Source organism: Bacteroidota bacterium (assembly GCA_016706865.1).
Lineage (GTDB): Bacteria > Bacteroidota > Bacteroidia > Chitinophagales > BACL12 > UBA7236.
In genome coordinates this window covers 1,445,121-1,460,656 of sequence record JADJIS010000003.1, presented here as the reverse complement: position 1 = coordinate 1,460,656, position 15,536 = coordinate 1,445,121, and the positions used below count along the sequence as shown (strand labels likewise).

Annotated in this window: 16 protein-coding genes and 1 pseudogene; all 17 read right to left on the bottom strand. The window is 34.7% G+C overall.

Annotated elements, in window-relative coordinates; translation table 11 throughout:
- Positions 1-104: 104 nt before the first annotated feature.
- The gene (locus IPI31_15605) at positions 105-803 is read right to left on the bottom strand and encodes a hypothetical protein (protein MBK7569246.1); all 699 of its coding nucleotides are present in this window, start codon (positions 801-803) and stop codon (positions 105-107) included.
- Between the two features lie 152 nt (positions 804-955).
- Positions 956-1,585, bottom strand: a complete 630-nt coding sequence (locus tag IPI31_15600) for a cupin domain-containing protein (protein ID MBK7569245.1) — start codon at positions 1,583-1,585, stop codon at positions 956-958.
- A gap of 352 nt (positions 1,586-1,937) precedes the next feature.
- Complete coding sequence (locus tag IPI31_15595; GenBank protein MBK7569244.1) at positions 1,938-2,705, bottom strand: hypothetical protein; 768 nt, start codon at positions 2,703-2,705, stop codon at positions 1,938-1,940.
- A gap of 76 nt (positions 2,706-2,781) precedes the next feature.
- Complete coding sequence (locus IPI31_15590; protein ID MBK7569243.1) at positions 2,782-3,648, bottom strand: hypothetical protein; 867 nt, start codon at positions 3,646-3,648, stop codon at positions 2,782-2,784.
- Between the two features lie 387 nt (positions 3,649-4,035).
- Positions 4,036-4,482, bottom strand: coding sequence for a hypothetical protein (locus IPI31_15585; protein MBK7569242.1), 447 nt, complete (start codon positions 4,480-4,482; stop codon positions 4,036-4,038).
- Between the two features lie 374 nt (positions 4,483-4,856).
- The gene (locus tag IPI31_15580; protein ID MBK7569241.1) at positions 4,857-5,885 is read right to left on the bottom strand and encodes a glycosyltransferase; all 1,029 of its coding nucleotides are present in this window, start codon (positions 5,883-5,885) and stop codon (positions 4,857-4,859) included.
- A 199-nt stretch (positions 5,886-6,084) separates the two neighbouring features.
- Entirely contained in the window at positions 6,085-6,246 is a 162-nt protein-coding gene (locus tag IPI31_15575; GenBank protein ID MBK7569240.1) for a hypothetical protein, read from the bottom strand.
- A pseudogene (locus IPI31_15570) lies at positions 6,233-6,697 on the bottom strand (PIN domain protein). Before IPI31_15570 ends, IPI31_15575 begins: the two are co-directional and overlap by 14 nt.
- 241 nt (positions 6,698-6,938) lie before the next feature.
- Entirely contained in the window at positions 6,939-7,244 is a 306-nt protein-coding gene (locus IPI31_15565) for a helix-turn-helix transcriptional regulator (protein ID MBK7569239.1), read from the bottom strand.
- Positions 7,228-7,575: a type II toxin-antitoxin system RelE/ParE family toxin gene (locus IPI31_15560; GenBank protein ID MBK7569238.1), complete on the bottom strand. Its 348-nt coding sequence runs from the start codon at positions 7,573-7,575 to the stop codon at positions 7,228-7,230. The genes IPI31_15565 and IPI31_15560 overlap by 17 nt, the downstream gene beginning before the upstream one ends.
- Positions 7,576-7,821: 246 nt before the next feature.
- Positions 7,822-8,415: a hypothetical protein gene (locus IPI31_15555; protein MBK7569237.1), complete on the bottom strand. Its 594-nt coding sequence runs from the start codon at positions 8,413-8,415 to the stop codon at positions 7,822-7,824.
- Between the two features lie 296 nt (positions 8,416-8,711).
- Positions 8,712-9,017 carry a helix-turn-helix transcriptional regulator gene (locus tag IPI31_15550; GenBank protein ID MBK7569236.1) on the bottom strand — a complete coding sequence of 102 codons (306 nt, stop codon included), beginning with the start codon at positions 9,015-9,017 and terminating at the stop codon, positions 8,712-8,714.
- Entirely contained in the window at positions 9,001-9,348 is a 348-nt protein-coding gene (locus IPI31_15545) for a type II toxin-antitoxin system RelE/ParE family toxin (GenBank protein MBK7569235.1), read from the bottom strand. The genes IPI31_15550 and IPI31_15545 overlap by 17 nt, the downstream gene beginning before the upstream one ends.
- A 233-nt stretch (positions 9,349-9,581) precedes the next feature.
- The gene (locus IPI31_15540) at positions 9,582-10,511 is read right to left on the bottom strand and encodes a T9SS type A sorting domain-containing protein (GenBank protein MBK7569234.1); all 930 of its coding nucleotides are present in this window, start codon (positions 10,509-10,511) and stop codon (positions 9,582-9,584) included.
- Between the two features lies 1 nt (position 10,512).
- Complete coding sequence (locus IPI31_15535; GenBank protein ID MBK7569233.1) at positions 10,513-12,612, bottom strand: T9SS type A sorting domain-containing protein; 2,100 nt, start codon at positions 12,610-12,612, stop codon at positions 10,513-10,515.
- A gap of 701 nt (positions 12,613-13,313) precedes the next feature.
- Positions 13,314-14,069 (bottom strand): DUF4262 domain-containing protein, encoded by a 756-nt coding sequence (locus IPI31_15530; GenBank protein ID MBK7569232.1) that lies wholly within the window; start codon positions 14,067-14,069, stop codon positions 13,314-13,316.
- 197 nt (positions 14,070-14,266) lie between these two features.
- Positions 14,267-14,818, bottom strand: coding sequence for a hypothetical protein (locus IPI31_15525; protein ID MBK7569231.1), 552 nt, complete (start codon positions 14,816-14,818; stop codon positions 14,267-14,269).
- Between the last annotated feature and the right edge of the window lie 718 nt (positions 14,819-15,536).

Genomic DNA, 15,536 nt, shown 5'->3' with positions numbered 1-15,536 from the left:
CTTTAATAAAAATACGAAGTTTTAGTTTATCGAAAATTATTCTGAAGTGGTCGTCGCCCCGTTGGCGCAAACGTTCTGGTTATCTGCAGTTTTTAATTAGCGCACTATAGCATGAAAACATTCTTCAATTTGTTATCCGTCCAGGAGATTAAATCATTGTCAGATTGAAGCAAAGTGCGCTCCTTGTGTTTATATTCAAATAAATTTCCGTTGTTGTCTAGGAAGGCAGCATTGCCCCAGTAGTCTTTTGAAAATAAATAGAGGCTGTCAAGGAGAGATTTGTCAAGCAAATGATTGTTTAAAAGGTCTGATTTATTGTTTAGTTTATTTTGTTCCAAATAAACAGCAGGAAATATCGTATCGCAAACTGTACCAGAAAATAACGGAAGATTTTTTTTAAAAACCTCAGTTATTTTGTCTTGTTCAAATTTTGGGAAGTTGAATTTGTCCCATTTTTGGTCTACGCGAAAAAATAAGTTTTTATACTCGCGGGTTAAATTTCTATGATATTCTCCATAACAAATATATTCTTCAACCTTATCCGCACCATAAGGCTCGTTATATGGGAATGTTTTAACATAATAGATTTCATCTAGATGTTTAGATTTTAATATGAAGTCAGCAATATGGGGGTGCTCGGCAAATTCTTTCAACAAGTTGTCAGTGAGGTCAACATACAATAAAAGTTTTTCTATGACTGAGGTATCTATAAACGCAGATTTTAAGTCGTCCCTAGATTGTGGGAGCTTTATAATTGTCTGCATAAAGGAGCAGTCGACATTTTCTTCTGTAAGGATATACATAATTTTAAAATTGCACATAACGTTTTGCAGATTTGCGATGGGTGGGATTTCCAGCACAAATGTTCATTCGGAAAACTGCACTTTCTGCTCCCACAAACTGTCTGCGGAGCACGAAACCCCGCCAATTGCAAATGTGCTGTTAGTGTAGTTTTTTATTTCGGTTTTGATTTGTCGTCATAAGGTGTTACACCAAATAGCCGGGCATAGGGTTTAGCCGTTTTTTTTATTGCTTTAAATACTGGAGGTGGAGGTCCAACTACAATAGTGTCAAACAACTCGTCAAGCACGCAAATTTTTGCAAACATTTTTAAAGTAAGTCCACCCCTTGGTTTCATTAATGGATACAATTGAGAAAGGGAATAGGCTAATTCAATGGGCAAATAGTCATCAGCTTTTTCAGGTTTTATTACAACTTCGTTGTCTGTCTCGTTATACATTCTATGATAAATTCCTTTTGGTAAAATAACTCTGTCACCAGCGTTTAGTTTTTTTATTTCACCCCCAACTTTTGTTGTCAATGTTCCCTTTACTACTGTGGCACTTTCGTCCAAACTCAAATGCAAATGCTCAGGGGGCCCAATTGCCTTTGCTTCAAATTTGGTCTCACAATAAACTTTGTTGCCGTCTTGTTTGATAACTGTTTGGGTAACACCTTCGGCTGTACTTGTAAAAGATAGGCCGGGAGTAAAGTAATTGTCCATATATGGTTTCTTAAATGGGAAAACCAAATTATAAATTACGGGAAGTAGTAAAAGTCCAACGATGATTAAAGTAGCTATCATAGTTCAAGTTTTTTATTTGTCAAATGACGGTGTTTTCTGTTGTACGAAAATTACCGCTAACGTGCAGCAGATTTGCGACGGCGGGGAAGGCAATCGAAAATCTTTAATAAAAATACGAAGTTTTAGGATATCGAAAATTATACTGAGGTGGTCGTCGTCCTGTTGGCGTAAATCGTTTTGCAGATTTGCGATGGCGAGGCAGGCGATCGAAAATCTTTAATAAAAATACAAAGTTTTAGGATATCGAAAATTATTCTAAGAAGGTCGTCGCCCTGCTGGCGCAAATGTGCTTGTTAGCAGCTGTATAACTATACATTTGAAAGGTGAAGTTCCAATAAATTATATTCTTTGGTCAAATCGATATTATTGTGAATCCACATTCTCCAACCGCCAAAAATTTTCCGTTTTCCAACCCCTTTAGCTGCGATGAATATTTTCCGATTTTGTTAACTTCCATTGACAATGTGTCCCACTCAAAGAAACTTAGTTTGTCATCATAGTTTGAGTGGAAAATTATTTTCTTGTCTTTGATTGTCAATGCAGAAGAACCTTTAAAGTCCATTGGTGTTATTATTTGTTGCCATTCATAAGAGTCAAGGTTTAGCTCGGTGACATCAAAATAGTCATAAGCGTAAAACAAAACTTTGTCTATGCCGTGTTTGCAAATACAATAGCAATCATAAATATGGAGCCCTTCAACGCTTTCGTTGAAACCAAATTCTTGCTTCCCGTCCAAACTAAAAACAGTAAGTCCGTTGTTGTTTGGTCCGTCAGCACCAAATACACCCTCGTCGAAATAGGTTACTATAATCTTGTTGTGATGTATCAATATATCTTGGATGCCATCTCCCAGAACAAATGAATTTAGAAGTTGTCCTGCGAAGTCGTAAATAAAAGCATTGGGCTTGTTCTCTACCGTTCTGCAGTCCGCAAGTAGGAATTTATTGTAATCAAAAATGCGAATAATTGGGTATTGAATTTGCGAATTGATAAAAACGTTTTTGTTGTTTGAGATAACTTGTCCGTTGTTGCAAAAAGCTAAATACAAACCTTTCCCATCAGCGTCAAGGTCAAGAACCTTAGCTGTCCCAGTGTCAATTTTTATTATTTGTTCTTCCATTTGTCAATGTTAATTTCTTTCAGTCTGTCTCAAGTTTGTACTTTCTCCAATACATTGCTGCTTTTGACACCAGGTATTATTTTTTCGTTACTTCCAATTTCCCACTTTTTTTTGGTTCAGTTCTTTTGTTCTCTCCTGAATGACATAAATCAAGTATTAACTTTTTAGCAAGTTCTTTATTTTCAACTTCAATCCAATAAGTAGCGGCTAAATTTAAGTATTTAGAATACCTTAATTCGAACGTACCATAAAACGTTTCAGGTTTGAAATTCTCTTCTGAAATTAAAGTGAATACTGTCCATGCATACTCATTATCTAGAGTAATGTTTACAATTCCAAGTTCTGGATCTCCATTAAAGCGCCGAGTATCTGTTTCCTTTTGCGACTTTACTATTTTTGCATTATTTATCAAATCTAAAAGTGCGTTTAGATTTTGGACTTGGCTTCCTAAATCTGAATAGAGGCTTTCTTTTCTTTTAAAGATTAAAGGATTTTTATAACCTCCTTCGTACATAAGTGAAACATCCTTTATGTGGGTTTTGTCAATGAATATTCTATTTTCTAAAACAAGTTCATTTATCTCTGGAGGCATCTTTGTACTAGATACTTTGAGACCTAATAATTTAATTTCATTTTCAACTATTATGAAATTTAGTTCAACAAAATATGGCGGCACAGGGGAAGGAAGATTTACTCCGAGTGGAATAAGCGCAGTTGTTATTAAAATAGAGTCTTTTGGAAGATATTTACTTGTAATGATCTGTTTTCCTTCTTCAAGTATTATATTTTCTTTTTTATCGATTTCAAGATTTTCAATCAATAATTTATACTGTTTTAATGTTTGCTCAACATTTGGCAAATCATCAAAATATTCATCAGAATAAAAATCTTTTTTAATATTATCTATATCTCCTTCTTGTAAATGTTTTACGATATTAATCAATTGTTCGTTTGTATCTATAGTATCTTTTTTTACAACTTGGGTAGAATGTAATAATAACTATAAATATAAAGCGGAGTTTCATAATTGCTGTCAACTGTCTGAAATTTATTAAAACGAAGTCCCAACTCATGATTTGTACATTAAGGTATTAGATTTGATTATTGTCTATGTTAATGTCAGCATTCAGTGAAATTTTATTGCCTATAACGTTTTGCAGATTTGCGATGGCGGGGAAGGCAATCGAAAATCTTTAATAAAAATACAAAGTTTTAGGATATTTAAAATTATTCGGAGGATGTTGTCGCCCCGCTGGCGCAAATGTGCTGGTTATGCGCTGCCATTTCTATTCCTAATTAGATTTGCAATAGATAGATTATGTTAGAATTATTATTTTGAGAGTTTTATTATTTTTTCAATGGTCGAATCAAAATGTTTTATTGCCTTCCTTGAATCAATTCTTATATAGCAATAGGTAAAAACTAAAAAAAATATACCAATAAGTGCGACCGAATAGTCTTCATTTGTTATGTCACCAGTGAGAATTTTATAAAGCCCAAGGATAAGCATAGTAATTCCTGCAATGACGAATAAATACTCTCGTGCATCTAATAAAAGGGATTCAATTTGTATTTCAATTTTATCCTCGAGCTCTATAACTATTCCTGTTAGTTTTGCATCACTTGTGTTCCCAAAAGTCGTATCATTTTCTGTAATTTCAAAAGATGATAAGTCGACTTGTCCATAATATTGAAAATCAGGGTTTATAAATAATTTTAATTCCTTTTTATTTCCAACAACACTTTGCAGATAACCCCGAAATTCTGTATTTCGCATGTCTAAAATATAAGTGGCCTTTCCAATTAGACCTATTTTTTCAAAAGTCGACCTCATTTTTATTGTAAGAGTTAAAAAATATATTTCATTAAGTTTAATCCTTTCTTAGTTAAAAAGAAATAGGGGTTCAAAAGTCACACAATATAAATTTAATTTATCAATATTATTTCTTTCTGCAAGATTGAACGTATTGTGGATACATTAGTTGCGCATAACGTTTTTCGGCTTTGCGTTCGGGCGGGCATTTTAGCAATACACTCGATACGAAGAACCGCACCTCAATTATACACAAAATTGTCGATAGAAGCACTTCACCCTGCCTGACTCAAAACCGATGTTGACGGCTGGTTTACTTCTTGTCCGAAAAGCTGTCGTCATTTGAAATAGTTTATAAATGTTGTGCAATAATTGTCAATGCTATATGTATGGAAAGTTTTTTTTGCGTTCACGCTAAGTTTTGTGTAGCAGTCATTCTGTGAACTTTTTAATGAAATCAATTTTTGAAAATAGTCGTTGGGGGTGTCGCATAAATAGCCATTAATACCGTCTTGTAGAAACGCTATGTTTTCACCTACTCTGCTACCTAAAACAGGAACACCACACGACATGCATTGCTTTAGTTTGAAAGCAGTTTTGCCACGATTAAACTCGTTGTCAATAAGAGGTGAAACGCCAAAGTCAAAGGTTGTGATTAGTTCATAAATAGAATGTTCATCTAGCCAGTCTAAATCAAGTGGAGTTTCAACTGTAATGTTTTTATTGTGCTTAAAGTATGATTTAATCTCTTGTTCCTCTACCTTGTCCGAAACACCAAGCAGTTTTAGTTTTAACGGAAAGTCAATTTTGTAAAGTGAAGGGAAAAATAATTCAGTCAAACTTTGTCTGTGAGCACCGTAATAGCCAACCCAACCAATGGTAAAAGTCTTTTCTAATGCTGCCTTTGTCAAGCCGTGATCAAAAACAGGTGAGGTTAAAAGAAAAACATTTTGGTTAAATTGTCTGATATAGTCAATTAGCGATTTGCTGCCTGCAGAACAAGCAGAACATCTTTTTATAAAATGGTGAATTGTATGTGTTGGTCGTCTTGTATGCTCAGCATCGTCAATGTCATAAAGAGTATGCTGTGGTCTAAAAAACAAAAGCACTTTTAAAGCTGTCGCATAAATGCCACTTGTATGAATTTTCTGAAACACAATTATAGAGTTACTCTTTCTAAAAAAAAGAGCAGAGAAAAATGTCAGAATGAAGTTGCTCATGTTTTGAAGGTCGTAACCCGGGTAAACGATTGAAAAAGTAATTCCGTGTTTGTCTCTGAATTGTTGCAAAGGAAACTTTGCTCTGTAACGCACACTTGGTACGTTAAGGTTGAAATAAGCGAACCAGTAAATGTGTTTTATTTCCATTGTCTATATCTGTCGTTGAGGCTCGTGTTGTCGCTCAAAACTTGCCGCCAGCGTGCAGCAGATTTGCGACGGCGGGGAAGGCAATCGAAAATCTTTAATAAAAATACAAAGTTTTAGGTTATCGGAAATTATTCGGAGGTGATCATCGCCCCGCTGGCGCAAATGTGCTTGTTATGTGTAGTGCATTCACACGTGAAAACTATTGTCCAACAATTTTTGATTTGCTGTCTGTAAGTTGTTGTTTGATATAATTTTTTAACTCGTCAAAAGTCATATTTTGAGTGTCCGAACTTATTTTATCTCGGATATCTCTCATCATTTTTACAGCGTCAAACTGTTTTTCTTTATTAATCGTTTTCATAATTTACAAGGTCTTTAGGACTTCTAATTTCTATCATTGAATAACCAAGTTTTAAATTTACTGAATTATAACCTTTTATTCTGTCAAGGTTAACAATATGTTAAAAGTTCCAACTTGCTAAAACATCTACTTTGTTTATTGTCGCTAAAGCAATATGACGACAGTCCTCCAAGCTTGTTTTACCAACAACTTTTTCTTCAATGTAGGTGTCAGCAAGTTTAACTACTTCTTCTGTCAGTTCAATTCTCTGGAACTTGTCTGGTGAATATTTTGATAAATGGTCTCTAACCTGCTGAGGCGCGTTTATTAATTCAAGGTCAAGTAAATCAGAAACGACAAAAATTATTTCATTGTTCTCAAGTCGCTCAAACAACTTAATTGTTGCTTCTTTGAACTCTTCGTCAAAGTAACCGCCAATCACTGACCTGTCTATGTAAATTCGCTGTTTCATCCAGTTTTATGACTTTACAAAGATAGTCAAAATGTAGTAGGTGGAGATTTTAATGGTCGGGATTGCATTTTTGGTAGCATTACACATAACGTGCAGCAGATTTGCGAAGGCGGGGAAGGCAATCGAAAATCTTTAATAAAAATACAAAGTTTTAGGTTATTGAAAATTATTCTGAGGTGGTCGTCGCCCCGCTGGCGCAAATGTGCTTGTTATGTGCGGTTTATTCTTTGGTTAATATTCATTATAATTTGATCGATAATTCAAGATGTCCTCCAAGTCCGGTCTCCACAATCTTTTGAAGAGTCGAAATACGAACTTCTTTTATATTATTTTCAATTTTTGAGATATAAGATTTTGTTGTCCCTGCTTTAGCCGCAAGTTGTTCCTGTGTTAAACCTTTTTCAAGTCTTGCCTCAAGAAGTAAAACTCCGATTTTAAAGTTTTCATAACCGGCTTCTAATTCCTCGCGTTTTTTTGTCCCACGTTTGCCATAATTTTTCACTTTAAAGTCTTCGAGAGATGTCAAGTTTTTATTTTTCTTTTTCATATTCTGATTTTATTTTAATAGCTAATTCTATTTCTTTTTTAGGTGTTTTTTGTGTTTTTTTTTGGAATCCATTCGCTAAAATGATAAGTTGTCCCTTGTCGAAAAAACAGAAAATCCGAAAGATGTCACTCCCAAACTGAATTTTGATTTCAAATAAACCATTCGTCCCTTCAATGTGTTTAAGATAAGTTTCAGGAACTCTCTGAGTGTCCTCAATCAAGTCGAAGGTCCAAACGATTTTGGCCTTTACTTTCTTAGTTTGTTTGTCAAAGAAAGTCTGAAAATAATCTTTGTAAAAAACAATCGTCCTGAATTCTCCTTTCTCCACAATGCAAAGATACAAAAGTTTTCCTAAAGTGAAACTTTAATTTTTAGAATTTTGTCGGAAAGTGTAAATTGGGGATGGTTTAAAATCGCACATAACGTTTTGCAGATTTGCGATGGCGGGGAATGCAATCGAAAATCTTTAATAAAAATACAAAGTTTTAGGTTATCGAAAATTATTCTGAGGAGGTCGTCGCCCCGCTGGCGCAAATGTGCTTGTTAGCAGCTGTTGTTCACTGTCTGTGTGCTTGTTTCATGAAATCCATTTCTCAAACGTTTCGGATATTGTCCAACGATTATTTATCTTTTTAATAACTAAAAGCTCTCCCTTCCCACAAAACTCCCCACATCGAAAGTTATAGTATAGTAGTCCTTTAGTTTTCGCTTTGTCAAGAAACACTTTTGAAAAACTTACGATACCAATTGCACATTTTCCCTTTTGATTGTTGAAGTTTTGTAGTGATAAAACTTTCGAAGTGCAAAGTTGAAAGTCGCTTGGCTTCAAACTCAATTGCATACTATTCAAGCTGTCTATCACTGATAGTCCGTCTATTGTGAAAGTATTTATCAAATCTTTAAATTCTCTTGCATACTGTCCTGTGTCGTTTTGATAATATGTCCATTGATTAAAGTCAGGTCTATAAACTGTGTCAAGATAAATAATGCAAAATCTGGTTGTGTCATTAAACAAGTTGTTTTGAAGTTGAATTACTTCCCTACTTATTTTCGCTGTGTCCGGGTTGTTTGAAGCATATTTATTAAAAATCTTCTGCTCGTCTTTGCCTAAATATCTATTGTAAAAATGGTGCTCAACCAACTCGTTTAAAATGTCGCTATAAATTTTCACTTTTTCGTCTGCCGAGTTACAGTCACAAAGTTTGTATTCGTAATTACACGAACTCAATGTCAAAGTTGTCAGTATGATAATTATTGTCTTCCGCATTTGTCTATTTGGTCGTGGGTTAAGTGTCATTGTGATAATAGCTGCTAACGTTTTGCAGATTTGCGAAGGCGGGGAAGGCAACCGAAAATCTTTAATAAAAATACGAAGTTTTGGGTTATCGAAAATTATTCGGAGGAAGTCGTCGCCCCGCTGGCGCAAATGTGCTTGTTATGTGCGGTTTATTCTTTGGTTAATATTCATTATAATTTGATCGATAATTCAAGATGTCCTCCAAGTCCGGTCTCCACAATCTTTTGAAGAGTCGAAATACGAACTTCTTTTATATTATTTTCAATTTTTGAGATATAAGATTTTGTTGTCCCTGCTTTAGCCGCAAGTTGTTCCTGTGTTAAACCTTTTTCAAGTCTTGCCTCAAGAAGTAAAACTCCGATTTTAAAGTTTTCATAACTAGCTTCTAATTCCTCGCGTTTTTTTGTCCCACGTTTGCCATAATTTTTCACTTTAAAGTCTTCGAGAGATGTCAAGTTTTTATTTTTCTTTTTCATATTCTGATTTTATTTTAATAGCTAATTCTATTTCTTTTTTAGGTGTTTTTTGTGTTTTTTTTTGGAATCCATTTGCTAATATGATAAGTTGTCCCTTGTCGAAAAAACAGAAAATCCGAAAGATGTCACTCCCAAACTGAATTTTGATTTCAAATAAACCATTCGTCCCTTCAATGTGTTTAAGATAAGTTTCAGGAACTCTCTGAGTGTCCTCAATCAAGTCGAAGGTCCAAACGATTTTGGCCTTTACTTTCTTAGTTTGTTTGTCAAAGAAAGTCTGAAAATAATCTTTGTAAAAAACAATCGTCCTGAATTCTCCTTTCTCCACAATGCAAAGATACAAAAGTTTTCCTAAAGTGAAACTTTAATTTTTAGAATTTTGTCCATAAGTGTAAATTGTGGATGGTTTAAAATCGCACATAACGTTTAGAAGCTTTGCGAAGTGGCGGTAGCTAAACGATATTGTTCATGGAAACCAATAATTGTAGTTAATAATTAATTTCCATGGTTACTCGTCACCCGCCATTTTGCAAAGCTTTTGTTATAGCCGAGTGGTTGGTCGATTTATTCAATCATTACTTTTTTATCAAATCGTTTTTCGCTCATTAACAAGGTCACTAAATAAAAGCCAGATGCATAACTATTCATATTTATTTCATCATTTTCATTTTTTACTTCTTTAGTAATGATTTTCTTTCCGGTAATATCCGAAATAATTAATTGAACATTGTAAAAATTTTCAATATGAATAAAAACAGTTTTATTAAAGCTATAAACACTGGCATCAAGCGAATTTTGTAAATTATTTATGTTCACATAGGAAATAGTATCGCCCGCAATAATTGCCTTATTACATTGCGCTTCATAAGCAAAGTCTTTTACAATCAGTTTGTCAATTGAATCAACAACTGCGCAACGTATCCAGCCATAGTGAAGACAATTTTCCTGATCCTTAAAACGAACCCCTAAATATCTAGTCGAGTCCATGTTATCATCATCCCAGTTGCCTATGCCTATGTTCCACTCTCCTAATCCGATAATTGTGTAGGATGATCCATAATATATTTTTTCAGTTTTTGATGCCAATTGCTGAAATCCTCCTACTTGAAAGCTCAATTCATTATCTATAGGCATTCCAGATTGTAAAGCATACGGAAAGTAATATGTACCTGCCGCAGAACTAGCATGAGCCGTTTCACCTGCAATCGCAGGACCGATTATAGCGGGACCAACCCATATATTAACTCTGTAATACCATGATGTATTCAAACTTGGTGTTGTAAGATTTGAGTGTATGCCGGTTGACTTTAAAAACCCGAACTCATTAATACCATCGTTATTCATATCAATATATTCAAAATCACCATCATACTGAAAAATCAAATCGGGCACAAGATCAGTATAAATGACTTGTGTTCCTGCTTGTTTTTGAATGAGCAGGAATGCAGCCGTTAAGGCTGCATACTGCTCAATTGAAAATTGCTTATTCTTCATTTCAATCTATTTTTATTAATTGTTTAGTAATTGAAATTGTTGTTCCATTTTTTATACCTATCATATACAAGCCCGATGGAAGATTTGAAATATTCACTGGCTGATTTTCAGTTACTACCGTTTGATATAGCAAATTTCCCGTAATGGAATATACATTAACTTCTAATTGATCAGTTGAAAATATGCCGCTGACCTCGCTCCTGATGCTAAATGTTCCCGGTGTTGGGTTGGGATACACGGTTACATATTGCGCAAGATTATTTCCATCTTCTCTTTCATGTGGGTCTGGATCATATACAACATGGATTGGAATTTTAAAATAACCAATTGATAATTTTGGAACTGTAACACATTCAGCACCCGATGGCAATCCGTCAGCGCATTCAGGATCATTGGATATCGGATCTGATATTCTTTGGATTTCAAATGGATGAGGGTTGTCATATCCGTCAAATGCGCTATGGCAATTATAACAGGTATGCACTGTATAAAGCGTGCTTAAACCTGAGTTCGAGTAAGGCTGCTTTGCCTCAATAGCATAAATAATAGCATTTTCAAAACCCAATGCCAATGCTGAAGGGTAAAGATTAATCAAAAGATTTGGATTGATTACATAACTCTGTGTTTCATTCTTCATGTTAGTAAAATACACATACAGATTTTCATGTTCCGGGTCAATAAATACAGTAGGCTGCAAATTAGGATTGGCCACAAACATGGAAAAATTTGCAGGCAGGTATTCCAAGTCGTTTTTATTAATTTCACTCAATAATTGCATTATATAATACTCTGTTCTCCGCACATAATAGTTAATATCATCACCTGTATAGTCGGCCGGATCAAGCGGATCGGGAGTGCCATCGTCTGCAATATGATTTTTGCAGTCGGCACAATCGGCAATGTTCAACATATCTGTCCAACCACCACCTGCGTAATTGTGAAAGGTTGAATAAGTAAAAAATGAAGGCGTGTAACCTGTTGTGAAATTTAATTTAATATTTTTCAATAAAATTTCCTGCGTTAATAATCCGTGTGGAAAACTATTATTGTAAATACTTATTAATGCTTGTTCTTCATCATTTATTGTATCACTAGTGACCTTATCTTTAAGATTCCATTCCGTATTCCATAGTTCCTTTGGATACGGATTAGAAGGTGAAAATTTTAAGACGGTTTTTTGTTTGTCATAGTATTCTAAATAGCGGGATTTCAAGGCTGTCTTGAAATTACCAAATGGTGGAGCAATTGAAGTGCCCAAAATACCCTGATAAGCTGCAGCTAAACGGGAATCATAACTATCAAATTGCCAATTGGAGCTACCAGGTGGCCATGGACAACCAATGGAGTGAACACAGGAGGGAAATCCATCAGACGGATATAAATTGCACAAATTGTCCAATGGAATATGGAGATAATTAGTTGTTGCATCATAATACGTATGTAGAATTACAGCATCAAATTTAAATCTTGTTTCGTTTCCGGCAGTGATGGTAGAACCATAAATTACTGGGTTGGCCAAAGCGCCATTCCATCCTGTTGTAATTGGCAATCCCTTAAAAGCACTTTCCCTAAACATATATGTGGTTGCTTCTGTATTCTGTGGGTTATCAGCCGGGATCCCAACTTTGCAAATAAAATTTTCATCTGCTTTAAATTTGTTAATAAAGTTATGACTTGTTTTAATCGGAAGGTCGCCAAAAATAAAATTCCGTTCTGTTGTTGTAAGTGCAGAATTACTACCATTGATAAAATTCCAATAATCGCCAAATGTATCAAAACCCATTAAGTCTGTGCCCCAGTTCAGATAACATTCATTTCCCATTTCTACGCCAACCACATTTACGTCTGTAACTCCGTTTTGCAAATGATCACGCATATATTTTACAATCGTCTTGCATTGAGCAGCGGACTCACTTAAAATATTCAGGTCAAGCAAAACATCAATTTTATAACCGTGTGCCAATTCAATTTCATTTACCATGTCAATAAATTGGTTGATATATTCATGCCTGGGATCTGTGACATCAAACGGAATTTCATCTTGTGTCTCCCATTTTGCATAAAATGATTCCAAATCATTCTTATATCTGGTTTCATTCATCCAGTCACCGCAATCCTGACATATTCCATCATCGATTAAATCATCATTTATTGTGATTAGATAAGAAGGAACATCAGCTTGTATAACGCCATCGGTAATATCATAATATCTTATTATTTCATCTATATCATAACCATAACGTTCCGCAGATTTGCGACGGCGGGGAAGGCTATCGAAAATCTTTAATAAAAATACGAAGTTTCAGGTTATCGAAAATTATTCTGAGGTGGTCGTCGCCCCGCTGGCGCAAATGTGCTTGTTAGGTGCTGTTTTTGGACTATTGGCTCCTCAAATTGGTCTACTCGGTTTTAAAGTCACCAAACATTATCGTAACAGTCGCCAGTTTAATTGTCACCGGAAAATGGATGGCCCCACTCCAGAATTATTCGTCCTTAACTTATTGCAATAGGTTATATGTTTTTCCCGTTGCAAATTATTTGCGATCCGTTTCTCAATATATTCACTAAGATATTTTTATAGTAGGCAAAAAAAATTCATCCTTAGATTCGCCGCAAATTTCTGTCGCGTAAGTGAGCATTATTTACCAAACAGAGGTCTAAAATTGTCAAGTCCTATATTTCGATAAATTATAGTTGGAGGGGTTGATTAAAATAATACCTCACATTTTCCAAGCAGGCGTAGGCTCCTTTCAAAATAAATGTATTAAAAAGGAGCTTACGTTTACTTGGAGTTATGTGCAGTTATTCTTCTGGCAAATATTTTTCGTATTGCCAATCTTCCGCTGTGCTTTTTCTCCAAGCGCGCCACCCATATTGTAAGTGATAAATCTCATTAATAGTGGGATCCAGTTTGGTTATATTTTCGAGTGCAACTACCATTGAATCTTGAATGTCCGGTAATTCACTAGTTTGAAATTGCCAATCTCCGTTTTCGTTATGGTATACGAATAAGATAGGTTGCCCTTCAAATGCTTGTTTTGTTGTAAAAACAGCAACATTCCTTTCTTCGTAGAATTTGAAGTCTGTGTTACGGTCGAGTAATGGTTGTTTGAATTTCCAGTCGGGATTAAAGTCTTTGTCCCAAGGAAATTTGTTTTGTTTGTCGGGCCAAACCAATTGTAAAACAGGAAAGTTAAAAGTCATGTTATAATACCAACCAGCATAGCCAAAGTAATTAGCATAAAATTCCTTATCAACATTAATAAATTCAACATTATAGTTGTTGAGAAAATCAGGGTATTGTTTGGTGGTCGTAATTTTACCACCTTGCTTTACAATATCACGTGCGGTGTTTAAAACAGACCCCATAACATTTGTCGGCAAGCCGAAACATATTATCTCTGGATGGCCAAATTTTTCATATAGTCCAATTGTATAAGCAAAACCTGGCAAATAATTGTCAGGCTCCAAGAGGGCTATATGACAGCTGTATTTCTCAATATCCTCAACGATTCGCTGTTTAGATTGATTGTCATGTTGTGAGTGGTCGTCTGTCATTTTTAAGTTCTATTAATTGCACCTAACGTGCAGCAGATTTGCGATGGCGGGGAAGGCAATCGAAAATCTTTAATAAAAATACAAAGTTTTTGGTTATCGAAAATTATTCGGAGGAGGTCGTCGCCCCGCTGGCGCAAATGTGCTTGTTATGCCCAGTGCTAATTTGTCGAAGGTGTGTCTCGTAACAGTCCGCAGTTTTATTTTCTTTCTTGTAATGTATTTTTTACAAAGGCGAATAGTTTAGAAAATTTTTCTGGGTTAATTTCATTTTTATTTATGATTATAGAACTAAGGTAGCCACTTTCAGAAATGATAAATAAATAGTCTTTATAGACTTTATACTGTGAAAAAAATGTCCACTTCATTTCAGAAGTTGTTTCAAAGTCCTTGTATGTAACGCTGGAGTCAGTAATTGTTATTTCTATGCCCTCTTTCTGACTATTAAAACGGTCTATGTAATGCTTTGTCCTTGCTATAAACTTTGCTTTGTTTTGATATGTTTGGAAGAAATAGAAAATTGATAGAAAAATAAGACTAAGTCCGAATGATGAACTGGGTCCCCAAAAGTTCACACCCTCATTTTGAGACATTCCTGATCCCATTAAAATCAATGTTCCGGCTATTGCATATAAAATAAAGAGATTAATATTTTTTTGTGTAAACAATGTCCACTTAATTTGATTTTGTCTAAGTAGGTCGTTGTTATTTTGTCTGAGAATTACTATTTCCATTGTTTCGTCATTTTGCATTGGGCATAACGTTTAGGGCTTTGCGCAGTGGTGGAAAACCCAACCGCTTCACATCCGTTAACCTATGGTTTACATTTGAAAACAAATATATCAATTTTTCTCATCAACCACCATTGTGCAAAGCCTTTGTTAAATGATGGTGCCACATTCTATTGAAAGTGCATTCTGCAATGTCGCACGAAATTCAACTTTGTCTGCAAACACAAATGCTAAATGCAACTCAACAATTTGTCACACTCTTTTTTAAAAATTGTCACCAAAATACAAGCATAAAATTCTCAATAGTTCGCACGGAATTTATTTTAAAAATTGTCACCAAAAAACAAGCATAAAATTCTCAAATGTTCGCATGTAATTTATTTTAAAAATTGGAAGTCACCCGTTTCACAAAATAGGTCAAAAAACAGATAAATGAATTACCAAAATATTTTGTCGCAAATATTCTGCAATGTCGCACGAAATTCAACTTTGTCTGCAAACACAAATGCGAAAATGTAACTCAACAATTTGTCACACTATTTTTTATAAATTGTCACCAAAAAACAAGCATAAAATTCTCAAAAGTTCGCAAGGAATTTATTTTAAAAATTGGAAGTCACCCGTTTCACAAAAAAGGTCAAAAAACAGATAAATGAATTACCGAAATATTTTGTCGCAAATATTATTCTGCATGTCACCGGCAAATTATTAAAAATTTGTCGCCTAAAATTGGAAGAAA